The sequence below is a fragment of the Pseudonocardia sp. TMWB2A genome (assembly GCF_017312135.1).
This window is the reverse complement of sequence record NZ_QKQY01000002.1, coordinates 4726927-4748182: the sequence shown is the minus strand read 5'-3', so window position 1 is coordinate 4748182 and position 21256 is coordinate 4726927. Positions and strand designations below refer to the sequence as shown.

General features: G+C 76.1%; 22 protein-coding genes. 10 read left to right on the top strand and 12 right to left on the bottom strand.

The window, feature by feature from the left end; all coding sequences use genetic code 11:
* Nucleotides 1-312 precede the first annotated feature (312 nt).
* On the top strand, nt 313-1455 hold the full coding sequence (locus DMP17_RS36780) for a Glu/Leu/Phe/Val dehydrogenase dimerization domain-containing protein (protein WP_337832788.1): 1143 nt from the start codon (nt 313-315) through the stop codon (nt 1453-1455).
* 263 nt (nt 1456-1718) lie between these two features.
* Here the strand turns inward: DMP17_RS36780 and mntA are convergent, their stop codons facing one another.
* Entirely contained in the window at nt 1719-2120 is a 402-nt protein-coding gene (mntA, locus tag DMP17_RS36775) for a type VII toxin-antitoxin system MntA family adenylyltransferase antitoxin (RefSeq protein WP_226357897.1), read from the bottom strand.
* Nucleotides 2121-2172: 52 nt separating this feature from the next.
* Between mntA and DMP17_RS36770 the strand changes: the two genes are divergently transcribed.
* Nucleotides 2173-3132 (top strand): aldo/keto reductase, encoded by a 960-nt coding sequence (locus DMP17_RS36770; RefSeq protein WP_337831935.1) that lies wholly within the window; start codon nt 2173-2175, stop codon nt 3130-3132.
* Between the two features lie 31 nt (nt 3133-3163).
* Here DMP17_RS36770 and DMP17_RS36765 read toward each other — a convergent pair whose 3' ends face one another.
* From DMP17_RS36765 to DMP17_RS36755, 3 genes are read right to left on the bottom strand one after another with little or no spacing between them, the layout of a single operon-like run.
* Nucleotides 3164-3586 carry a DUF5313 family protein gene (locus DMP17_RS36765; RefSeq protein ID WP_337831934.1) on the bottom strand — a complete coding sequence of 141 codons (423 nt, stop codon included), beginning with the start codon at nt 3584-3586 and terminating at the stop codon, nt 3164-3166.
* Nucleotides 3587-3620: 34 nt separating this feature from the next.
* Nucleotides 3621-4409 carry a DUF1990 family protein gene (locus DMP17_RS36760; protein ID WP_337831933.1) on the bottom strand — a complete coding sequence of 263 codons (789 nt, stop codon included), beginning with the start codon at nt 4407-4409 and terminating at the stop codon, nt 3621-3623.
* Nucleotides 4343-4573, bottom strand: coding sequence for a hypothetical protein (locus DMP17_RS36755; protein WP_062403384.1), 231 nt, complete (start codon nt 4571-4573; stop codon nt 4343-4345). The genes DMP17_RS36760 and DMP17_RS36755 overlap by 67 nt, the downstream gene beginning before the upstream one ends.
* Before the next feature lie 58 nt (nt 4574-4631).
* Between DMP17_RS36755 and DMP17_RS36750 the strand changes: the two genes are divergently transcribed.
* Entirely contained in the window at nt 4632-5384 is a 753-nt protein-coding gene (locus DMP17_RS36750; RefSeq protein ID WP_337831932.1) for a DUF1990 family protein, read from the top strand.
* Nucleotides 5385-5395: 11 nt separating this feature from the next.
* On the opposite strand, the gene DMP17_RS36745 is transcribed toward DMP17_RS36750, so the two are convergent.
* On the bottom strand, nt 5396-6082 hold the full coding sequence (locus tag DMP17_RS36745) for a hypothetical protein (RefSeq protein WP_226357893.1): 687 nt from the start codon (nt 6080-6082) through the stop codon (nt 5396-5398).
* Nucleotides 6083-6228: 146 nt separating this feature from the next.
* On the opposite strand from DMP17_RS36745, the gene DMP17_RS36740 reads away from it, so the two are divergent.
* The 5 genes from DMP17_RS36740 (at nt 6229) to DMP17_RS36720 (ending at nt 12497) form a co-directional block, all read left to right on the top strand.
* Nucleotides 6229-7137, top strand: coding sequence for an enoyl-CoA hydratase-related protein (locus DMP17_RS36740; protein WP_226357892.1), 909 nt, complete (start codon nt 6229-6231; stop codon nt 7135-7137).
* 204 nt (nt 7138-7341) lie between these two features.
* A complete protein-coding gene (erm, locus tag DMP17_RS36735) occupies nt 7342-8106 on the top strand; it encodes a 23S ribosomal RNA methyltransferase Erm (protein WP_443217992.1) in 765 nt (254 codons plus the stop codon).
* Between the two features lie 177 nt (nt 8107-8283).
* Entirely contained in the window at nt 8284-9621 is a 1338-nt protein-coding gene (locus DMP17_RS36730) for an MFS transporter (RefSeq protein ID WP_226357890.1), read from the top strand.
* Complete coding sequence (locus DMP17_RS36725; RefSeq protein WP_178373978.1) at nt 9618-10985, top strand: LLM class flavin-dependent oxidoreductase; 1368 nt, start codon at nt 9618-9620, stop codon at nt 10983-10985. Before DMP17_RS36730 ends, DMP17_RS36725 begins: the two co-directional genes overlap by 4 nt.
* Nucleotides 10986-11222: 237 nt before the next feature.
* A complete protein-coding gene (locus tag DMP17_RS36720) occupies nt 11223-12497 on the top strand; it encodes a phosphodiester glycosidase family protein (RefSeq protein ID WP_337831930.1) in 1275 nt (424 codons plus the stop codon).
* On the opposite strand, the gene DMP17_RS36715 is transcribed toward DMP17_RS36720, so the two are convergent.
* From DMP17_RS36715 to DMP17_RS36695, 5 genes are all read right to left on the bottom strand, one after another.
* Nucleotides 12455-13105 (bottom strand): TetR/AcrR family transcriptional regulator, encoded by a 651-nt coding sequence (locus DMP17_RS36715; RefSeq protein ID WP_226357887.1) that lies wholly within the window; start codon nt 13103-13105, stop codon nt 12455-12457. The two genes, DMP17_RS36720 and DMP17_RS36715, sit on opposite strands and share 43 nt — an antisense overlap.
* Nucleotides 13106-13132: 27 nt before the next feature.
* Entirely contained in the window at nt 13133-14182 is a 1050-nt protein-coding gene (locus DMP17_RS36710; RefSeq protein ID WP_337831929.1) for a PDR/VanB family oxidoreductase, read from the bottom strand.
* The gene (locus DMP17_RS36705) at nt 14179-15105 is read right to left on the bottom strand and encodes a metal-dependent hydrolase (protein WP_226357885.1); all 927 of its coding nucleotides are present in this window, start codon (nt 15103-15105) and stop codon (nt 14179-14181) included. Before DMP17_RS36705 ends, DMP17_RS36710 begins: the two co-directional genes overlap by 4 nt.
* Nucleotides 15106-15131: 26 nt before the next feature.
* Complete coding sequence (locus tag DMP17_RS36700) at nt 15132-16919, bottom strand: SDR family oxidoreductase (protein ID WP_226366293.1); 1788 nt, start codon at nt 16917-16919, stop codon at nt 15132-15134.
* An 85-nt stretch (nt 16920-17004) separates the two neighbouring features.
* Nucleotides 17005-17571 carry a hypothetical protein gene (locus DMP17_RS36695; RefSeq protein ID WP_226366292.1) on the bottom strand — a complete coding sequence of 189 codons (567 nt, stop codon included), beginning with the start codon at nt 17569-17571 and terminating at the stop codon, nt 17005-17007.
* Nucleotides 17572-17701: 130 nt separating this feature from the next.
* Between DMP17_RS36695 and DMP17_RS36690 the strand changes: the two genes are divergently transcribed.
* Together DMP17_RS36690 and DMP17_RS36685 are read left to right on the top strand one after the other, a co-directional pair.
* Complete coding sequence (locus DMP17_RS36690) at nt 17702-18592, top strand: alpha/beta fold hydrolase (RefSeq protein WP_226366291.1); 891 nt, start codon at nt 17702-17704, stop codon at nt 18590-18592.
* A 9-nt stretch (nt 18593-18601) separates the two neighbouring features.
* Complete coding sequence (locus DMP17_RS36685; RefSeq protein WP_226357881.1) at nt 18602-19405, top strand: crotonase/enoyl-CoA hydratase family protein; 804 nt, start codon at nt 18602-18604, stop codon at nt 19403-19405.
* A 1-nt stretch (nt 19406) separates the two neighbouring features.
* Here DMP17_RS36685 and DMP17_RS36680 read toward each other — a convergent pair whose 3' ends face one another.
* Nucleotides 19407-20675 (bottom strand): Nramp family divalent metal transporter, encoded by a 1269-nt coding sequence (locus DMP17_RS36680; RefSeq protein ID WP_337831928.1) that lies wholly within the window; start codon nt 20673-20675, stop codon nt 19407-19409.
* A 95-nt stretch (nt 20676-20770) separates the two neighbouring features.
* Nucleotides 20771-21256, bottom strand: coding sequence for a GNAT family N-acetyltransferase (locus DMP17_RS36675; protein WP_226357879.1), 486 nt, complete (start codon nt 21254-21256; stop codon nt 20771-20773).

Below are 21256 nucleotides of genomic sequence, written 5' to 3'. Positions count from 1 at the left end.
TGCGCTGTGCAGGAACGGTGAACAGCGCCGTGAATGATCCGTAAATGGACGCGGGGCCGGGTGCGACCGCAACCTGGGGCCACCGGTCGGGAACGACTGCGGCCGGGGGACGACGAGGTCCGCGATGTCGACGAGACCGGAACGGCCCCTGGCGGCGACGACCGGTGCAGCACGAGCAGGAGGTGGGTCGCCATGACGACGATGCAGAACCCGGCCGGGAGCACCCCGCAGACGGCGGCCACGGCCGCCCCGTACGTCTCCGGCGCCCCGGCGCCCACCGTCGCTCCGGTCGTCCGCCGCCCCGAGCCGTACATGCGCCTGCAGTGGAACGACGCCGTGACCGGCGCCGTCGGCTACCTGGTCGTGCACACCCTGCGGGCCGGCCTCGCCACCGGCGGCACCCGGATGCGGGCCGGCTGCACGTTGTCCGAGGTCGAGGACCTCGCACGCGGCATGGCCAACAAGACCGCCACCTTCGACCTGCCGATCGGCGGGGCCAAGGGCGGCATCGACTTCGACCCGAAGGACCCGCGCGCCGTCGAGGTGCTGGAGCGGTTCTGCGAGGCCATGCGCCCCTGGATCGACGCGCACTGGGTGACCGCGGAGGACCTCGGCGTCCCGCAGCACCTGATCGACGAGGTCTTCGAGAAGATCGGCCTCGGCCAGAGCTACCACGCCGCGATCAGCCGCGCCGCCGACCCGGCCGCCACCCTGGAGCGGGTGCGCACCGGGCTGACCGCCGAGGTCGACGGCGGGTTCGAGCTGGGTGACGTGATCGGCGGCTACGGCGTCGCGCACGCCTGCCTGGCCTCCGCGGTGTCCTGGGGCCGGATCCCGGCCGACACCACGGTCGCGATCCAGGGCGTCGGCACGATGGGCGGTGCGGCCGCCTACTACCTGTACGAGGCCGGGATGAAGGTCACCACGCTGGCCGACGCCGCGGGCACCCTGCACTGCGCCGACGGGCTCGACGTGCCCGCGCTGCTGGACCTGCGCGACGGTTTCGGCGAGATCGACCGCACCCGGCTGCCCGCCGGTGTCGAGCAGCTCCCGCGCACCGCGATCCTCTCCGCCGAGGTCGACATCCTGGTGCCGGCCGCGATCTCCTACGCGATCACCCCGGACAACTCCTACGACGTCCGCGCCCGCGTGGTCGTCGAGGCCGCGAACGCCGCGACCACCCCGGAGGCCGAGGCCATGCTCGCCGCCCGCGGCGTGCCGGTGCTGCCGGACTTCGTCGCCAACGCCGGTGCGGTCGCCTGGGCCTGGTGGCTGCTGCTCGGTGAGGTCGACGACGACCCGCAGAACTCCTTCGACCGGCTGCGCACCGTGATGCACGCCAAGGTCGCGCAGCTGCTGGCCGCGTGGTCCGAGGACGGCGTCACCCCGCGCGAGACCGGGCACCGCTGGGCCGACGACCCCGCCCCGACCACCGGGCCGGTCGTCATCCCCTGATCCGCTCCGCCCGCGGCGCCCCGTGACGCCGCGCGGCACCCCGTGCACCGGGGGCCGCGCGTCGGGACGGGGCGCCGCGGCGTGCCGGGGGACCGGCGCGGGCCCGGTGTCAGGCGGCGAGGGCGGCGATGCGGGTGGCGAAGGCGCCCACCGGACCCCGCAGGACTACGGCGGCGGAACGGGTCGGGGGGCGTCCTCGGCGAGGAGGTCTCGGTAGCGCTCCAGCATCACCAGCAACCGGCGCACGCGGTCGGTGTCGACCATCAGCGCAACCCCTCCCGCGCGACACGGGCGAGGAAGGTACGGGTCGTCTCCTCCAGGACGGGGCGGAACTCGATCCAGCGCATCCGGGCGTCCACCTCGAACCGGACCCGTGCGACCTCGTCGGCGCTGAACAGCAGGCGGCCGGACTCCGCGACCCGGCCGCGCAGCTCGAGGCCCGCCCGCCCGAGGTCGACGACGTCCACCCCGGTCCCGAGCAGGGCGGCCAGGTCCGCGGCGAGCAGCTCGGTGGCGACGGGAGCGGGCTCACCGGCGAACAGCACCGCCACGTCGTGGTCGCTGTCCGGCCGCGCGGTCCCGGTGGCGCGCGACCCGAACAGGTAGGCCACCGCGACGTCGTGCGCGGTGAACACCGGGTCGAGATCGGGATCCACGACGGTCATCGTGGCACACCCCGGCGCCCCGTCGCGGGGCATCGACCCGGATGCTCCTCCCATGACCCCCGCGACCTCGCCGACCGCGCCGCAGATCGTCCTCGGCACCATGAACCTCGGCACCCGCGTCGACGAGGCCACCTCGTTCGCGCTGCTCGACCGCTTCGTCGAGCGCGGCGGGGTGTGGCTCGACACCGCCGACGTCTACGCCTTCTGGAACGACCCGGCCGGGGAGATCGGGGCGAGCGAGCGGGTGCTCGGCGCCTGGCTCGCCGCCCGGCCCGGGGTGCGCGAGCAGGTCCGGATCTCCACCAAGACCGGGGTGCGCGGCGGGCTCGGCGCCACCGCGGTGCGCGACGCGGCCGCCGGCAGCCTGGCCCGGCTCGGCGTCGAGGCCGTCGACCTGTTCTGGGCGCACACCGAGGACCGCGCGACCGGCCTCGACGAGACCGTCGCCGCGCTCGGCGCCCTGGTCACCGACGGGCTGGCCGGGCGACTCGGCGCGTCCAACCACACCGCGTGGCGGGTGGAGCGGGCCCGTGCGAGCGCCGCGGCACAGGGCGTCGCCGGGTTCGACGCCGTCCAGTACCGGCACTCCTACGTGGTCCCGCGGCCCGGTGCGGCGCTGCCGGACTCCGGGCACATGCTGCTGGGCGCCGACGCCGCGGACCTCGCGACCGCCGAGGACCTGACCCTGTGGGCCTACACCCCGCTGGTCAACGGGGCGCTGACCCGCGCCGACCGCGCCCTGCCCGACGCCTACGACCACCCCGGCACCACCGCGCGGCTAGCCGCGCTCGACGCCGTCGCCGCCGACACCGGCGCGACCCGCAACCAGGTCGTGCTCGCCTGGATCACCACCGGCGGCCACGGCCGGACCGGGCTGGCGGGCGAGCAGGCCGTCGGGCCGGCGTGGCCGCTGGTCGGGGTCAGCCGCACCGCCCAGCTCGACGAGGCCCTCGACGCCCGTGACCTGCACCTCACCGGGGAGCACCGGGCCCGGCTCGACGGCGCGGCGTGACCGCTGCCGGGGCGCGCCGCGGCGGGGGTGCTCAGCCCCGGCGGTCGTTCCGGTCGCGGTCCGCCCCGAACTCCCGGTCGTGACGCAGGCGGGCGTCGACGTGCTGCTCGGCGCGTCGCGCCTCCCGGGTCGACGCGGCCGCCCCCACCGGGTAGCCGGCCTTCATCACCCGGGTCTCGCACGCCTCGACCACGTAGACCGTCGAGTAGAAGTAGCCGATCACCGCGCCGGAGGCGATGGCGCCCAGCCGCACCCACGCCGGGCCGGGCACCACCAGGAACAGCAGGGCCAGCAGCGGGATCAGCTGGACCGTCGTACGGATCAGGTGGCGCAGCACCCAGGTGCGGGTCGTGACGTCGTGCAGCACCCAGCGCCGGTTCCGGGCCGGCAGCCGGGCACCGAAGGCGTAGGCCACCCAGCGGAACGGGTTCGGACGCCGGATCCGGTCGTCCATCGGAAGCTCCCCCTCATCGGATCGCGCACCCGGGTCAGACACCCGGATGCCGGACGAGCACGGCGAACGGGTCCGTCCAGTGCCGTCCGCCGTTCTGCGGGGCGACGGTCACCCCGTCGGCACCCGGCAGCGGCTGTGGCAGCGGTCTGCCCGCCGCCGCGTCGGCCACGAGCTCGCGGACCCGTTGCCCGGCCCGATGGTAGAACTCCAGCTGCACCGCGCGGCCGAACAGTCCGAAGCCGAGCCGGAACAGCGGGTTCGGGATGTGCGCGGGCCGGGAGAACGCGCGGATGACGAACTCGACGTCGCCGGTCGTGAGGTCCTTGACCACCTCGTAGGTGAGCCGCCCCTCCTCCAGGTGTCCGTGCAGGGTCTCGTAGGTCCAGCCCCAGACGCGCCGGCCGTCGACGGTCTCGTCGACGAGACCGGTCACGCGGACGCCGAGGTGGAAGCGCATCGGCCCGAACCGGCCCTCCAGCAGCATGTCCCGCCCCAGCAGCGGGTCGGACGGGCGGAACACGCCGCGCAGCCGGTTCGGGGCGGTGAACTGGTAGTCGCGCAGCACCGCGCAGGCACGTTCCCACGGGCCGTCGGGGACCGGGTCGCCGGGCGGCTCGGTGCCGACCAGGGCCCGGCCGTGGTCGACGTGCCAGCGCGGGTCACGGGTGTCGGTGGGGGTCTCGGCGTCGTCGAAGTTCACGCCGCGTGCGGCGAGCCCGTCCAGGTCGGCGCGACGGTCCCCGGGGGCGGGGCGCTTCAGGACCGACGGCCCTTCTCCTCGCGCCGCATCGAGTCGCCGATCAGCCAGAACATCGACGGCCACAGGCCGACGAAGACCGCGCGGCGTTCGGCGTTGCCGCGCTCGTCCTGGTCCACGGTCTTCGCGCGCAGCCACAGCGCGATGGAGAAGCCCACCGAGCCGAGGGAGAACCACTGGAGCTGGGCACCGCGCAACCCGACCCGGTGCAGGACACGTCCGACCGTCATGGCGGTCCCTTCCCCGCTCCCGGCGGATGTAATCCCGCACAGGGGGTATGTCTACGCCGTGCGGACTCCCAGGACGGCCACGACGAGCGATCGGTCCACCCCGGTGACGGGTGACCGGCGGTCCCGGCGGGTGTCGGCGGTGCTGCGCTGGCCGGTGGGCCTGGCGCTGGTGTCGTGGCGCTACTTCTGGCGCACCACACCGATCCACCGCAGCGACGTCGTCGGGGACCTGGGGGACCTGCCGCCCGCCTCGCCGCAGGGCGCCGAGGGCGACGACGTCCAGCGCCCCTCGGACGGGTACGGCACCCTGCTGCACCGGCGCTACACCGTGCGCATCCGCGGGTCCCGGCTCGGCCCCGAGGAGCTCATGACGCGCCTCGCCGCGGACCCCGACCGCTGGTCACCGGAGTTCGCGGTGTTCCGCCGCACCCACGGCGAGCCCGGCGGGATGACCGTCGGCGACGAGTTCCTGATCCGCATGCCCGGCCCGTGGGACGGCCCGGTGCGGGTGGCCGCCGCCGGGCCGACCGGGTTCTCCTTCGTCACCCTCGACGGGCACCTGGAGGCCGGCCGGATCGACTTCCGCACCCGTCGCGACCCGGACCACCCGGAGATGCTGCGCTTCGACATCGAGTCCTGGGCGCGGCCCGGGGACCGGCTGTCGCACGTGCTCTACAACACCCTGCGGGTGGCCAAGGAGGTGCAGTTCAACATGTGGACGCACGCCTGCATCCGGGCGGCCGCCATCGCGGGCGGCCGCCCGGACGGCGGCGTGACGGTGCGCACCCGGCGGTTCGCGACCGCCGGATGACGCGGCGGGCCTCACCGGGCGGCCCGCACCTCGCGGATCATGACGACCCCGAGCCCGGCGACGGCGATCCCGCGCAGCAGCTCCACGTGCAGCCCGCTGAGCACCGGGGCCTCCGGCAGCGGCACGAACAGCAGCAGCGACCCGGCCAGCGCGGCCGCGCCGATCCAGCGCGGCACCCCGGCGGTGCGCATCAGCGCCACACCCATCAGCGCCAGCCCGGCCAGGAAGACCAGCCCGCCGACCATCTGCAGCAGCGCGAAACCGGGGGCGGCGAGGATGCTGCCGTCGTCGGGGACCAGCTCCGGGGCGGCCTGCGCGATCGCGGGCGCCACCAGCCCCTCGACGACGAGGTGGCCCTGCGCGCTCAGCGCGTTGCCCAGGAAGTACAGGCCGAACCCGAGCGTGCCGAGCACACCGGCCCGCGGGGCGAACCAGCCCCAGGCCGCGGGCAGGCCCATCATCAGCGCGAGCGCGCCGGCGTAGATCGACAGCTGCGCCCACGGCGAGCCGGGGGCGAGCAGGGACGCGACGGAGTGGGCGTTCCCGTCGACGACGGGGTGGGCGACGCCACCGGCGAGCGAGAGCACGGCGGAGGCGAGCAGCATCACGCCGCCGCCCACCACCAGGCGTCGCCGGGCGGGGTCGACGGCGGGGACGGCCGGGGCGGTGGGGGCTGTGGGGGAGTCCTGCACGGTCACGGTGGGTCCTTCCGGAAGGGGCGCGTCCGGTCGGTCCGGCGCGACCCGACCACCGTGCGTCCGGCCGCTTGCAGCCCACTTGCGGACGGGCTGCGGACGCCGCGGGCACTGTCGCCCGGGCGCGGGGCGGGGCAGACTCGCCGATCATGAGCACCGACGCTCCCGCCTTCACCGAGATCTCCTACGACGTCGACGACCGGGTCGCCACGATCACCCTCGACCGCCCGGACCGCCTCAACGCGTTCACCCCGACGATGGCCCGCGAGCTGATCGCCGCCTACGACCGCGCCGACGCCGACGACACCGTCCGCGCGATCGTGCTCACCGGCCGCGGCCGCGGCTTCTGCGCCGGCGCCGACCTGGGCCGCGGCGGGGCGTCGTTCGACCCCACCGACCCGCAGCGCGCCGCCGACCGGGCGGGCGTCGGCACCATCGGCGGCGTCGTCCGCGACGGCGGCGGCACCGTGACCATGCGGATGGCGGCCCTGCGCACCCCGGTGATCGCCGCCGTCAACGGGCCCGCGGTCGGCATCGGGGCGACGATGACGCTGCCCGCCGACATCCGGCTGGCCGGGGCCTCGGCCCGGTTCGGGTTCGTGTTCGCCCGCCGCGGGCTCGTCCCCGAGGCCGCATCGAGCTGGTTCCTGCCGCGCATCGTCGGCGTCTCCCGGGCCATGGAGTGGGCCGCGACCGGCCGGGTGTTCGACGCCGCCGAGGCCCTCGACGGACGCCTGGTCTCCCGTGTCCTGCCCGACGACGAGCTGCTCGGCGCCGCCCGCGCGATCGCCCGCGAGATCGCCGACAACACCTCAGCGGTGTCGGTCGCGCTGACCCGTCAGCTGCTGTGGGGGATGCTCGGCTCACCCACCCCGTGGGACGCCCACCGCGCCGACTCGGCCGCGATCGCGCACCTCGGGCAGGGCCGCGACGTCGCCGAGGGTGTCACCTCGTTCCTGGAGAAGCGCCCGCCCGCCTTCCCCGACACCGTCACCGACGACTACCCCGGTCACGTCCTGCCGCACTGGCCCGCGCCGCCCGCCGACCTGACGGACTGAAATCCGGGTGCGCCGGCGACCCCGGCGCCCCTACCGTCGCCCCGTGGCCTCGATACGCCTGCGCGTCGCCCGACGGCGGCGCCACACCTGATCCCTGCCGATCTCGTGGCGCCGCCGTCCGAGCAGCCGGTCCTCGTACCCCTGCCGGGCGGCGCCCCGCCGCGCCCCCGGCTCCCACCCCGGGAGCCTCCTGTGCGATCCCCCCTGCCCCGCCCGCTCGGCCGTCACGAGCACGGTCAGAACTTCCTCGTCGACGCCTCCGTCCCGGCCGCGCTGGCCGCGGTCGTCGCCGGGTACCCGGCCCGGCCGCTGCTGGAGCTGGGCCCCGGCGACGGTGCGCTGACCGCCGAGCTGCTGCGGCTGCCCGGCAGGCCGCTGACCGCGGTCGAACTCGACCCCTACCGGGTGGCCCGGTTGCGGCGGCGGTTCGGCGACGCCGTCACCGTCGTCCACGGCGACCTGCTCGACGCCCGCCTGGACCGGCCCGTCGACGTGGTGTCCAACGTCCCCTACGCCCTGACCACCCCGCTGCTGCGACGCCTGCTGGGCGCCCCGCGCTGGGCCCACGCGCTGCTGCTGGTGCAGTGGGAGGTGGCGCGCAAGCGGGCGGCGGTCGGCGGCACCAGCGCGCTCACCGCCCGCTGGTGGCCGTGGTTCACCTTCACCCTGCACGACCGTGTCCCGGCCCGGGCGTTCCGGCCGGTCCCGGCCGTCGACGGCGGGGTGCTGGAGATCGCCCGCCGCGACGTGCCGTTGCTCGACGCCCGGCCCCGGGACCACCACCGGATGGTCGACGCGGTGTTCACCGGCCGCGGCCGCGGGGTCGTCGACGTCGTCGGGCGGCGGTTCGGCCGCGCCCTCGCCCGGGACTGGGCGCGCGAGTGCGGGCTCGGGCCGCGGGCGCTGCCGCGCGACCTCGACGCCGGGGCGTGGGTCCGGCTGCACGTCGAAGTGGCCGGGCGGAGGTGACTCCGGTCCCGCTCCGTTGCGCCGGGCGGGGGTCGTCTGTTCGGGTGGGCGGTGTGGAGCACTCGGAGCTGACCCGCCGGCGGTGGCTGGACCACGGCCGCCTGTCGTCGCACGCCTGTCGCTGACCCCGGCCCCGCGCACCGACTCCCCGCTCCGCCTCACCCACCGGCAGGTCCCGTGTCCAGCTCCGCCGTGTCCGATCCCGCCCCGCCGTCCGGCGCCACCCCGCGCCGCGCCGCCGTCGCGAGCCTCGTCGGGACCACCATCGAGTGGTACGACTTCTACCTCTACGCCACCGCCGCGGCGCTGGTGTTCGCCCCGCTGTTCTTCACCGACGCCGACCCGGCGACCGGCGTGCTGGCGTCGTTCGCGACCTACGCCGCCGGGTTCGGGGCGCGGCCGATCGGGGCCGTCGTCGCCGGGCACCTGGGCGACCGGATCGGCCGCCGTGCCGTCCTGGTCGGGTCGCTGGTGCTGATGGGCGTCGCGACGACGCTCATCGGGCTGCTGCCGACCTACCCGACCGTCGGGCTGCTGGCCCCGGTGCTGCTGGTGGTGCTGCGGCTGGCCCAGGGGCTCGCCGTGGGCGCGGAGTGGGCCGGTGCGGTGCTGATGGCCGTCGAGCACGCCGAGACCGAACGCCGGCGCGGCCTGTTCGGCAGCTTCCCGCAGATCGGCTCCTCGGCCGGGATGCTGCTCGCGTCGGGCGTCTACACCGCGGTGCTCGCGATCGCGGGCAAGGAGGCGTTCCTCGCCGGGGCCTGGCGCATCCCGTTCCTGCTCAGCGCGGTGCTCGTCGTGGTGGGGCTGGCCATCCGGCTCACCCTCGCCGACCCCGCGGTGTTCACCGCCGCCCGCGACGCCGGGACGCTGTCCCGCCGCCCGGTGCTGGAGGTGCTGCGCACCGACTGGCGCACCGTGCTGCTGACCGTCGGCAGCCGGATCGCCCAGAACTCCGTCTACATCCTGGCGACGACGTTCGCGCTGACCTATCTGGCCCAGGGCGACTCCGGCGCCGCCGAGGGCGCCGGGCTGACCGCGGTGATCATCGCCTCGGCGATCGGGCTGTTCTCGACGCCGCTGTGGGCGGTCCTGTCCGACCGGGTCGGCCGCAAGCCGGTCTACCTGGTCGGCGCGATCGGGGCGCCGCTGTTCCTCGGGGCCTTCTTCCTGCTGCTCGACACCGGGTCCACCGTGCTGGTCGTGGTCGGCATGGTCGTGCTGGTCAACCTCTTCCACGACGCGATGTACGGCCCGCAGGCGGCCTGGTACGGCGAGCTGTTCGACACCCGGCTGCGCTACAGCGGGGCGTCGCTGGGCTACCAGATCGGGTCGGTCATCGGCGGCACCACGCCGCTGGTCGCCACCGCGCTGCTCTATGCGGGCGGCGGGACCCCGTGGCTGATCTGGGGGTACTTCGGGGTGCTGTTCGCGATCTGCATCGTCTCCACCGTCCTGCTCCGCGAGACCCACCGCGGCGGGCTGCGCACCGCCCGGGAGAAGGTGTCGGCATGACCGGCCGCATCCTGCTCAACGCCTTCGACATGGCCTGTGTGGGCCACCAGTCCGCCGGGCTGTGGCGCCACCCGTCCGACGAGGGGCACCGCTACACCGACCTCGACCACTGGACCTCGCTGGCCCGGATGCTGGAGGACGGCGGCTTCGACGCGCTGTTCCTCGCCGACGTCCTCGGCGTCTACGACGTCTACGGCGGCTCCCGCGACGCCGCCGTCCGCGCCGCCGCGCAGGTCCCGCTCGCCGACCCGCTGCTGCTCGTCCCCGCGATGGCGGGGGTGACCTCGCGGCTCGGGTTCGGGGTGACCGTCTCGGTCGCCTACGAGCACCCCTACGCGCTGGCGCGGCGGCTCACCACCCTCGACCACCTCACCCGCGGCCGGGTCGCGTGGAACGTCGTCACGTCCTACCTGGACTCCGCGGCGCGCAACCTCGGCCGGTCCGGGCAGATCCCGCACGACGAGCGCTACGAGCTCGCCGAGGAGTTCCTGGAGGTCTGCTACAAGCTGTGGGAGGGCTCCTGGGACGACGACGCCGTGGTCCGCGACCGTGCCCGCGGCGTGTTCACCGAGCCGGACCGGGTGCACGACATCGCCCACCACGGCCGCTGGTTCGACGTGCCCGGCCCGTTCCTGTCCGAGCCGTCCCCGCAGCGCACCCCGGTGATCTTCCAGGCGGGCGCGTCGCCGCGCGGTGCCCGGTTCGCCGGCACCCACGCCGAGGCCGTGTTCGTGTCCGGCCCGTCGCCCGCGGTGGTCCGCCGCTCGGTCGACGCGGTGCGCGCCGAGGCCGCCCGCGCCGGGCGGGACCCGCGCTCGGTGAAGGTCTTCGCGATGCTCACCGCGATCGCCGGGGAGACCGACGAGGCCGCCCGCGCGACGCTGGCCGAGTACCTGGAGCTGACCGACCCGTCCGCGGCGCTGGCGCTGTTCGGCGGCTGGTCCGGCGTCGACCTGGCCGGGGCGTCGCCGGAGCAGAAGCTCGAGTACGTGCAGACCGACGCGACCCGCTCGGCACTGGCGTCGTTCACCGGGCCGGACCGCGACTGGACGGTGGGGGAGCTCGCGGAGTTCATCACCGTCGGCGGGCGCGGGCCGCTCGTCGTCGGGTCCGGGGCGGGGGTCGCCGACGAGCTGGAGCGCTGGGCCGACGAGGCCGACCTCGACGGCTTCAACCTGGCCTACGCCGTCACCCCGGGGACGATGGCCGACGTCGTCACCCACGTCGTGCCCGAGCTGCGCCGCCGCGGCCGGATGCCCGCCGCCGCCGACGCGGGCGGCCCCACCCTGCGCGAGCGCTACGGCACCGGCGACGGCGCCCGGCTCGCGAAGGACCACCCCGGGGCGGCGCACCGCACGCTCTGACCCCACGCCATGATCACCGGGAGTGGAGCGCGGGGAGCAGTCCCCTCACCCGGCCGCTCCACTCCCGGTGATCATGGTGCCGACGGTCGCGCTCCGCGGAGCCGGGCCACCCCGCAGGGGGACGTCCCGACCCCGACCGGGTGGCCCTGCACCACCGACGCGTGACGCCCCGCGCCGTCGCCGTACCGCCGTGTTCACCTCGGTCCCGGCCGGGGTGGCGATCGGGGGAGTGCGGGCATGGTGGGGTGGACGGGCAGCCGGGGCGCGGCGGTGGCGGCGGCGGTCGTGATCGGGGTGCTGGTACCGGTCACCCAGCAGGCGTCCGCGGCCCCCGCCCGGGAGGCGCACCCCGTCGCGGCCACCGCGCCGGCGGCAGCGTCCGCCGGTCCCGCCGCCGCACCCGCGTCCGCCGGACCCGGTGCCGCCCCGGGCCCGGCCGCGGCGCCCGTCGCCCCGGCCCCGCAGGCCCCCGCGATCACCCACCGCGAGGAGCGCGTCGACACCCCGGCCGGGCCGGTGACCGTCGACATCGTCGTCGCCGACCTGAACCGGGCCGAGCTGCGCGCGACCCTGCTCACCGGCGCGATGGTCGGGGAGCGGTCCTCGGTGCCCGCGCACGCCCGGCGCGGCGGCGCCGTCGCCGCGATCAACGGCGACTTCTTCGACCTGGCCCGCAGCAACGCCGCGGCCGGCCCCTCGGTCCGCGACGGCCGGGCACTCACCTCCGCCGTCCCGCCCGGGCGGCGGCTCGCCCCGGGCGTCCCCGGCGCCCAGCAGGGCGACGTCCTCGCGATCGACGACGACGGCACCCCCCGTCTGGACCGGCTCACCCTCGACGCGTCCGTGACCGGGCCGAAGGGCCGCCTGCGGATCGACACCCTCAACGCCTACGCCGTGCCCGTCGGCGGGATCGGGCTGTTCACCTCCGACTGGGCGGGCGACCGGGCCGCCACGCTGTGCGGCAGCGACACCGACCGGGACGCGCCGTGCGCACCGGACCGGGTCGAGGTCGTGGTCCGCGACGGCGCGGTCACCGCCGTCGGCCCGCCCGGCGGGGGCGCGATCCCGGCCGGGGAACAGGTCCTCGCCGGCCGCGACCAGGGCGCCGCCGCGCTGCGCGGGCTCGCCGTCGGCGACCGGGTCACCGTGCGGCAGGCCCTCACCGCCGCGTCGGGGACCGCGCCGCGGACCGCGGTCGGGGCGTCACCGATCCTGCGCGACGGCGCACCCGTCGCCGGGCTGGACACCCGCTCGCGCGACCCGCGCAGCGCCGCGGGCTACACCGCGCAGGGACGGCTGATCCTGCTCACCGCCGACGGCCGCGAGTCGACCTCGGTCGGGATCACCCTGGCCGAGACCGCCGAGCAGCTGCGCCGGGCGGGCGCCGTCGACGGCGTCAACCTCGACGGCGGCGGCTCCTCGACGATGGTGTTCCGCGACCAGGTCGTGAACAGCCCGTCCGAGGACGCCTACCGGCTGGTGCCCAACGCGCTCGGCGTCGTGGAGAACTGAGCGTCCGGGTCGCGGGCGACGGTGACCCCGAGCATCGCGAACAGCTGCTCCACCAGCCAGTCCCGCAGCTCGGCGTGGGCGGGCACCCGGCCCGCCTCCAGCCACACCAGCACCGAGCCCTCGACCAGCGCGACCCAGCCGCGCAGGGTCATCAGCTGCAGCGGGGTCGGGTCGGGCACGCCGCCGCGCACGCACAGCAGGTCCACGATGTGGTCGCGCACGCCGTCGACCATGGCGTCGGTCTCCCCGGTGGAGACGACCGAGCCGCTGCGCAGCAGCGCGACGTAGGCCCGCGAGTGCCGGCCGACGACGTCGAGGAACACGTCCAGCGCGTCGGCCAGCTGGGAGTCCAGCGGGCCGTCGGTGGGCAGCGCGACCCGGTCGATGAGCTCCTCGGCGACGCTGCCCAGCGCCGCGACGTGCAGCTCCTCCATCCCGGAGAAGTACCGGTAGAACAGCGCCCGGGACACGTCCGCGGCCCGGGTGACGTCCTCGACGGCCACCTCCTCCGGCGAGCGGGCGCCGTAGAGGTCGAGCGCGGCGGACACGAGCTGTGCGCGGCGGGCCTCGGGCGTCATACGCCGGGGTGGACGTGCGGGTGAGGTCATCACCGACGAGAGTACGGATCCCACGCCTCAGCGCCCGAGATCGACGACGATGGTCCCGTCCGTGGCCCGCCCGACGCACAGCGCGGTCAGGCCCGGCCCGGCCGGGTCGCCCACGGTCGTGCCCTCGACCAGCCGCACGTGGCAGGTCCCGCAGAACCCCTGCCGGCACGAGTACGGCACGTCCGGGCGCAGCTCGCGGACCGCGTCGAGCGCGGTGCGGTCGGCGGGGACCGCGACGTCCGGGCCACCGGCGATCCGGACGGTGAACGGGCGGCCGTCGCGGATCGGGGGCGGGGAGAACCGCTCGGAGTGGAACCGCTGCCCGGCGGGCAGTGCCCGGCGCAGCGACTCGATCATCGGCGGCGGGCCGCAGCAGTAGACGGCGGCGTCGGCGTCGGTCCCGGACAGCAGCTCGGCCGCCGACGGGACACCCGCGACGTCGTCGGGGCGGCGCAGGACCCGGTCCGGGGCCAGCGCGGCGAGTGCGTCCGACAGCGGCATCGACGCCCGGTCCCGGCCGGTGTGCACCAGCCGCCACGGCATCCCGGCCGCGTGCGCGGCCCGGACCATCGGCGCGATCGGGGTGATCCCGATGCCGCCGGCGACGAACAGGTACGACGGCGCCGTGGCCAGCGGGAAGGCGTTGCGCGGGCCGTGCAGCCGCAGCCGCACCCCGGGGCGCAGGGCGTGCATCTCGTGCGAGCCGGTGCCCCCGGGCACCCTCCGTACCGCGATCCGGTACACCGACCGGTCGTCCGGGTCGCCGCACAGCGAGTACTGGCGCATGACCCAGGAGGGCAGCTCGACGTCGACGTGCGCGCCGGGCCGCCAGCCCGGCAGCGGCTCGGTGCCCGCCGGGACGAGGTCGAGCTCGGCGACGTCGGGGCAGGGACGGCGCACGGCGTGCACCTCGACGAGCAGGGTGCGGTCCACCGGGGTGACCGGGCGGCGGCGCCGGGCACCGGCCGTCGCGAGGGTCTGGGTCACCGCGGTGAGCACCGACAGCGCGGTGGCCCCGCGGTTCGGGTGCGGCGGCGGCGCGGTCGAGCCCGCGCCGGGCAGCAGCGCGGGACTCATGCCGCGGACCCCTCGGCCGGGCCGGTGTGGCCCGCCTCGGCGGCGCGGGCGGCGGGGGAGACCGCGAGGTAGGCCACCGCGGCGTCGGTGTCGCCGTGCGCGGCCGGGTGGAACCGCGGGCTCAGGTAGGTCAGGACGGCGCGGGTGAACAGCCACGGCCCGGGCACGAGCCCGCGCCGGGAGTCCCGCAGGTAGTCGCGCAGCCGGGCCCGGCGCTGCGGTGTCCCGCGCAGGTGCGGGTCGCGGGCGCACAGGTGCCGGGTGCCGTCGACCCACAGCTTCGCCAGCGCCGGGCCGGCCACCGCCATCGCCCGGATCCGGCGCAGCCAGCGGCCGTCGAGGTGGGTGTAGAGGTCGTGCGCGACGTTGCGGTGCTCGACCTCCTCGGCGCCGTGCCAGCGCAGCATGTCCAGCATGTGCGGGTCGGCCCCGGCCGCGTCCAGCGCGGCGGAGTCGAGGATCCAGGAGCCGAGGACGGCGGTGAAGTGCTCGATCGCCGCGATCAGCCCGACCCGCTCCACCAGCCACTCCCGGGCCGCGTCGCCGGTCAGGCCGCGGTCGCCGAGCAGCTCCTTGAAGATCCACTCGACCTGCTCGACGAAGCGGGTCACGTCGACGCCCGCCTCGACGAGGTGGTCCAGCGCCCCCTGGTGCGAGGTCGCGTGCACGGCCTCCTGGCCGATGAACCCGCGCACGTCCTCGGCCAGCGCCTCGTCCCGGACCATCGGCAGCGCGCGGGAGAAGACCTCCACGAACCAGCGCTCGCCCTCGGGCAGCAGCAGGTGCAGCACGTCGATCAGGTGCGAGGCGAACGGCTCGCCGGGGATCCAGTCGGTCCGCAGCTCGGCGAAGTCGAAGTGGACGTCGCGGGCCTGCAGGGCGATGCGGTCGGCGGCCGGGTCACCGGCGGCGGGGCTGTTCACGGCGGTTCTCCTCTCGGACGGGTTTCTCAGCGGGTGCCGTCGACGCGGGCGAGCGCGCGGACGAGGCCGGGGGACAGCCGGGACGCGAGCAGCCCGACGTGTGCCTCGGCGGTGACCGGGGCGATCGGCAGGTCCCGCTCGACGGCGCGGACCAGGCGGGCGGCGACGCGCTGCGGGGTGTACCCGCGCCGGGTGTAGGCGGCCGCGGCGTCGCGACGGCGGGCGGCCTGGGTGGCGTCGTCGGTGCCGGCGAAGCGGGTCGCCCCGGTGATCGGGGTGTCGACGAACCCGGGGCACAGCGCGGTGACCCCGACCCCGGCGCCCGCCAGCTCGGCGCGCAGGCACTGCGACAGCATCAGCACCGCCGCCTTGGTCGTGGCGTAGGCCGGCAGCGAGCGCGACGGCAGGTACGCCGCCGCCGAGGCGGTGTTGACGATCGTGCCGCCCTCGCCGTGCGCGGCGAGCAGCGCGCCGAAGTGCCGGCAGCCGTGCACGACGCCCCACAGGTTCACGTCGACGATCCGCTGCCACTCCTGCGCCGTGGTGTCGGCGAACGACCCGGCGACGGCGATCCCGGCGTTGTTGACAACGAGGTCGGGCACCCCGTGCTCGGCCGCGACCCGCTCGGCGAGGGCGGCGACGGCGGCCTCGTCGGCGACGTCGACGACCGCGGCCACCGCGCGGCCGGGCCCGTGCCGCCGGGTCACCAGGTCGACGGTCTCCGCGGCGCCGGCCTCGGAGACGTCGGCGACGACGACCCGGCCCCCCAGGTCGGCGACCTGGCGGGCGATCTCACGGCCGATCCCGCTGCCCGCCCCGGTGACGACGGCGAGCCCGCCCTCCCAGCGCGACGCCCGGCCCGGCCGTCCCCCGGTGCGGACCAGGGCGGCGCCCCGGGCCCCCGCCCGGGCCAGCGCGGGCGCGGCGGTCCCGCCGCTGCGCTCGGCGACGAGCTCGCGGACACACCGGGCGATCACGCCCGCGCGCTTGCGGACGATCCAGTGCCCGCCGGGCAGGTAGCGGACCCGCAGGTCGGGGGCGAACCCGGCGGCGCTCGTCGCCATCGCGGGGGTGACGTAGGCGTCGCCGAGCGGAGCCAGGATCTGCACCGGGACGTCGGTGCGGCGCGGCTGCGGGCGGCCGAGCCGCCGCGGCAGGTTGCGCCGGTAGAGCTCCAGGCCGTTGACCGCGTCGCGCACCGAGGGGCGGGGGATCCGCTCGGTCCGCGCCACCATCGCGCCGAGCAGCCCGCTGCGGATCATCAGCTCGGGCAGCACCGGCACCCGGAACGCCAGGGTGTACCAGGAGTGCAGCGCCTGGGTGAGCACCGGCCGCAGGTCGCGGAGCCCGCGGCGGCGCAGGAACAGCGCCACGTGGTCCAGGCACGGGCCGGAGATCGAGGTGAACGACGCGACCCGGCCGTCCATCGCCGAGGGGGTGCCGTCCTCGCGCGTGACGGCGTGCCAGGTCTGGATCGAGCCCCAGTCGTGGGCGAGCAGGTGCACCGGGGCGTCGGGGGAGACGGCGTCGGCCACCGTGCGCAGGTCGGCGGCGAGGAGCTCCAGGTCGTAGCCGGCCGGGGCGCCGGGGGCGGCCGAGCCCCCGTGGCCGCGCACGTCGTAGGTGACGACGTGGTGGTCGGCGGCGAGGTCCGCGGCGATGCGGTCCCACACGTGCCGGTCGTCGGGGTAGCCGTGCACCGCGACGACCGTCGGGTGCGACGGGTCGCCCCGTTCCTCCACGACCAGCTCCAGGCCGTCCTGCGTGGTCACCGTCCGGGTGCGGCTCGCGGACTCCACCTCGTTGTGAGACACACCGTCATCGTAGAAAACGTGTCAACAAGGCGCCACCCCTGGCCCGTCATCCGTCCCGGGCGGCCGGGCGGGACCCGGTGATCGGTCAGCCCCGGTCGTCGACGGTGGGTGTGGGGTGCGGCGCCCGACCGGCCGCCCACATCGCGCCGACCCGGGCGGCCACCGCGTCGTGCGCGGCCGCGGCCGTGGTCCCCGCGGTGCGGACCCCGGCCAGCGCGTAGAGCAGCTCGCCGTCGGCGCCCAGGTCGAGGTCCAGGACGCCGTGCACCCGGGCGAGCTCCAGCACCAGAGCCGTGGCCGTGGTGCCGGCCGCGGCGGCCGCCCGGCGCAGCGGCCCCTCGTCGGCGCCGGGCAGCGTCCGGGCGCCGAGGGCGGCGGCGAGCAGGCCGAGCGCGGCGACGTCGGCCGGTCCGACCGGGACCAGGCACAGGTCCGGGCACGGCCCGGGGCCGTACCCGGGGCGGTGCTGGGCGGCGCGCAGCGGACCGGCCATCCGGCGCCAGCCGCGCACCGCGTCCGCGGTCCCCGCCGGGGCGTCCGCGTCGCGCGCGAGCGACACCAGTGCGCTCCCCAGGCGCCGGTCGGTGCGGTCCCACGCCCCGGGGTCGCGTGGCACGGCCCGCACCACCGTCCCCGTCGCCGTACCGGTCATCGCGCCTCCTCGTCGGCCCCTCGGTGACGCAGGTCGCCCGGCCCCCGCACCCCGTTACCGGGCGTGGTCAGAACTGACGAGGGGCGTAGGTTCGAACGGTCGTCCCCGTCCCACGAACAGAGGTCCCCGCGTGTCCACCGCTCCGCCCACCTGGTTCACCGACGCACTCGCCGAGCCGGGGGAGCCCGGCCGCACCGAGAGCGACGGCGTCGAGGTCCGCTTCCGCAGCTGGGGCACCCCGGGCGGGCCCGGGGTGCTGCTGGTGCACGGCGGCGCGGCGCACCTGCACTGGTGGGACCACATCGCCCCGCTGCTGGCCGAGGGAACGCGCCGGGTCGTGGCGGTCGACCTGTCCGGGCACGGCGACTCCGGGCGGGCACCGTCCTACGACCTAGACCGCTGGGCCGTCGAGCTGCGCGCCGTGATCGACGCCTCGGGCCTCGGCCCCCGGCCGACGCTCATCGGGCACAGCATGGGCGGGTTCGTGACGCTCACCGCGGCCCTGCGCTACGGCGACGAGCTGGCCGGCGCCGTCGCCGTCGACTCCCCGGTCAGGGACCGGTCGCCGGAGGAGCGGGCCGCCCGTGAGCAGCGGGCGTTCGGCCCGGCGAAGGTGCACCCCGACCGCGACGCGCTGATCGCGCGGTTCCGCACCATCCCCGAGCAGCCCGGCGACCTGCCCTACGTGCACCGCCACATCGCCGAGCACAGCATCCGCGCCGTCGACGGCGGCTGGAGCTGGAAGTTCGACCCGGCCATCTTCGCCGGCATCTCGCTGACCCCCGGCGACCTCGGGCGTCCCGGCTGCCGGATCGCGCTGTTCCGGGCCGAGCACGGTCTGGTCCCGGCGGACATGGGGGAGATGGTCGTGGACCGGATGGGCCGGGCGGCGCCGGTCGTCGAGATCCCCGGGGCCGGGCACCACGTGATGATCGACCAGCCGCTGGCCCTGGTGACCGCGCTGCGGACGCTGCTCGCGGACTGGGAGCACTCGGTTCCGGTGGTGGCCCCCGCGATCTAGGGTGGCCCCATGACAGAGCAGTCAGAACTGACTCCTTCCGGACCGGCCGCTTCCGAGGAGGAGGTGCTCGTCGAGCGGCGGGACGGCGTCCTGCTGATCACGATCAACCGGCCCCGTGCCAAAAACGCGCTGAACGAGAACGTCGCGCGCTCGATCGCCGCGGCCGTCGACGAGCTCGACGCCGACCCGGACCTGCGGGTCGGCGTGCTGACCGGGGCGGGCGGGGTGTTCTCGGCCGGGATGGACCTCAAGGCGTTCCTGCGCGGCGAGCGTCCGTCGGTGCCCGGGCGCGGGCTCTGCGGGATCACCCAGGCCCCGCCGGTCACGCCGATGATCGCCGCCGTCGAGGGCTGGGCGCTGGCCGGCGGGTTCGAGATCATGCTGGCCTGCGACCTCGTCGTCGCCGGTCGCGGTGCCCGCTTCGGAGTGCCGGAGGTCAAGCGGTCGCTGGTCGCCGCCGCGGGCGGTGCGCTGGAGCTGGCGAACCGGGTGCCCCGGGCGCTGGCGCTGGAGATGCTGCTGACCGGCGACCCGATCGACGCCGCGCGGGCCGAGGCCGCCGGTCTGGTCAACTCCGTCGTCGACGACGGCACCGCGCTGGAGGCCGCGCTGGCGCTGGCCGCGCGGATCGCGGTGAACGGGCCGCTCGGCGTCGCCGCGTCGAAGCGGATCGTGCGGGAGAGCCCGGACTGGGGCGCCGACCGCTGGGAGCGCCACGACGCGATCATCGGCCCGGTCCTGACCTCGGAGGACGCCCGCGAGGGCGCGACCGCGTTCGCCGAGAAGCGCGACCCGGTGTGGCGCGGCCGCTGACTCAGGCGACGAAGGCCTCCCAGATCAGGAAGGCGTTCAGTCCCACCACGACCGCGGCGACGACGACCGCTGCGGCCGTGGTGACGCGGTGGTTGACCAGGTCGCCCATCACCTCGCGGCGGGCGGTCAGCCACACCAGCGGGACCAGGGCGAACGGGATGCCGAACGACAGCACGACCTGGGAGAGCACCAGCGCCTGCGTCGGGTCGATCCCCATGCCCAGCACGAGCAGGGCGGGCGCGAGGGTCAGCAGCCTGCGCAGCAGCAGCGGGATCCGGCGGCGCAGGAACCCGGCCATGATGACCTGCCCGGCGTAGGTCCCCACGCCCGAGGACGCGAACCCCGAGGCGAGCAGCGCGATCGCGAACCCGTACGCGGCGACGGCGTCGAGCTCGGTGCCCAGCCCGGCGAAGATCCCCTCCAGGGTGTCGGTGCCGGGCACGTCGGTCCCGGCGAACAGGGCGGCCGCCACGACCAGCATCGACAGGTTGACCAGCCCGGCCACGCCCATCCCGAGCGCGATGTCGGTGCGCCCGACCCGCAGCAGGAACCGGGTGTCCTCGGGCCCGCGGGCGACCAGGCGGCCCTGGGTCAGGGCGGAGTGCAGGTAGATCACGTGCGGCATCACGGTGGCGCCGAGGATGCCGGTGGCGAGCACCAGCGAGCCGACGCCGTCGAAGCCGGGGACCAGGCCCGCGGCCAGCGCGGGACCGTCGACGTCGGTGCGCACCACGGTGGACACCAGCCCGACCATGATGATCGCGAGCAGGAACACGATCGCCCGCTCGAACGGCCGGTGCCCGCGCGACTGCAGGCCCAGCAGCACGAAGGCGATCACGCCGGTGATCACCCCGCCGGTGAACAGCGGGATCCCGAACAGCAGGTGCAGGGCGACCGCGCCGCCGATCACCTCGGCCAGGTCGGTCGCGATCGCGACGAGCTCGGCCTGGGCCCACATGAACCGGTTCCGCCACGGAGTGAGGTGCTCGCGGCACAGCTCGGGCAGGTTCTTGCCGGTCGCGAGCCCGAGCTTGGCCGAGAGCGACTGGATGAGCATCGCCATCAGGTTGGCGACGACGATCACCCAGACCAGCAGGTAGCCGTAGCCGGCACCGGCGGAGAAGTTCGTCGCGAAGTTGCCCGGGTCGACGTAGGCGACGGCGGCGACGAACGCGGGCCCGAGGACGGCGAGCCTGCCGCGCCAGCCGCGCCGGCGCAGCTGCTCCACGCTGACCGGTGCCGCCGCCGCGGCCGTGTCCGTGCTCGTCATGTGCGCCCCCGCGAGGTGATGAGGTCCGACGAAGACGCAGTGTAGGCACGACTAACTCCGCTGGTACAGAGCTGCAACGGTTCAGGCCGTGCGGCTCACAGATAGCGGTGCATCACGTGCAGGCCGGTGGTCGCGCCGTCGGGCAGGGTGAAGGCGTCGGGCACCGTGCCGACCGTGGCGAAGCCCAGCGAGTGCCACAGCGCGACCGCGCGGGTGTTGGTCGCCACGACGGCGTTGAACTGCATCGCGGTGTACCCGTCCGCGCGGGCGAGGGCCAGCACGTGCTCGCCGAGCGCGCGGCCGGTGCCGCGCCCGGCCTCGCCCGCGTCGACGGCGAAGCTCGCGGTCGCGACGTGCGAGCCCGGCCCGGGCTGGTTGGGCCCGGTCTTCGCGGTGCCGACGACCCGTCCGTCCCGCATTGCCACGACGACCCGCGCGGGCGGCGGGAGCATCCACATGCGGGTGACCCAGGCGTCGTCGGCGTCGGGCGGGACGGTGTAGGTGCGGCCCTCGGCGAAGATCGGGCGGAGCACGGCGAGGACGGCGGGGAGGTCGTCGTCGGTGGCGGCGCGGATGTGCAC

Excerpts from the sequence above, each read along its gene's own strand:
- DMP17_RS36740 (WP_226357892.1), top strand. The coding sequence starts at position 6,229 with ATGAGCACCGACGCTCCCGCCTTCACCGAGATCTCCTACGACGTCGAC.
- DMP17_RS36755 (WP_062403384.1), bottom strand. The coding sequence starts at position 4,573 with ATGACGGTCGGACGTGTCCTGCACCGGGTCGGGTTGCGCGGTGCCCAG.
- DMP17_RS36720 (WP_337831930.1), top strand. The coding sequence starts at position 11,223 with ATGGTGGGGTGGACGGGCAGCCGGGGCGCGGCGGTGGCGGCGGCGGTC.
- DMP17_RS36710 (WP_337831929.1), bottom strand. The coding sequence starts at position 14,182 with ATGAGTCCCGCGCTGCTGCCCGGCGCGGGCTCGACCGCGCCGCCGCCG.
- DMP17_RS36780 (WP_337832788.1), top strand. The coding sequence starts at position 313 with ATGCGCCTGCAGTGGAACGACGCCGTGACCGGCGCCGTCGGCTACCTG.
- DMP17_RS36685 (WP_226357881.1), top strand. The coding sequence starts at position 18,602 with ATGACAGAGCAGTCAGAACTGACTCCTTCCGGACCGGCCGCTTCCGAG.
- DMP17_RS36770 (WP_337831935.1), top strand. The coding sequence starts at position 2,173 with ATGACCCCCGCGACCTCGCCGACCGCGCCGCAGATCGTCCTCGGCACC.
- DMP17_RS36680 (WP_337831928.1), bottom strand. The coding sequence starts at position 20,675 with ATGACGAGCACGGACACGGCCGCGGCGGCGGCACCGGTCAGCGTGGAG.
- DMP17_RS36725 (WP_178373978.1), top strand. The coding sequence starts at position 9,618 with ATGACCGGCCGCATCCTGCTCAACGCCTTCGACATGGCCTGTGTGGGC.
- mntA (WP_226357897.1), bottom strand. The coding sequence starts at position 2,120 with ATGACCGTCGTGGATCCCGATCTCGACCCGGTGTTCACCGCGCACGAC.
- DMP17_RS36695 (WP_226366292.1), bottom strand. The coding sequence starts at position 17,571 with ATGACCGGTACGGCGACGGGGACGGTGGTGCGGGCCGTGCCACGCGAC.
- DMP17_RS36765 (WP_337831934.1), bottom strand. The coding sequence starts at position 3,586 with ATGGACGACCGGATCCGGCGTCCGAACCCGTTCCGCTGGGTGGCCTAC.
- DMP17_RS36715 (WP_226357887.1), bottom strand. The coding sequence starts at position 13,105 with ATGACCTCACCCGCACGTCCACCCCGGCGTATGACGCCCGAGGCCCGC.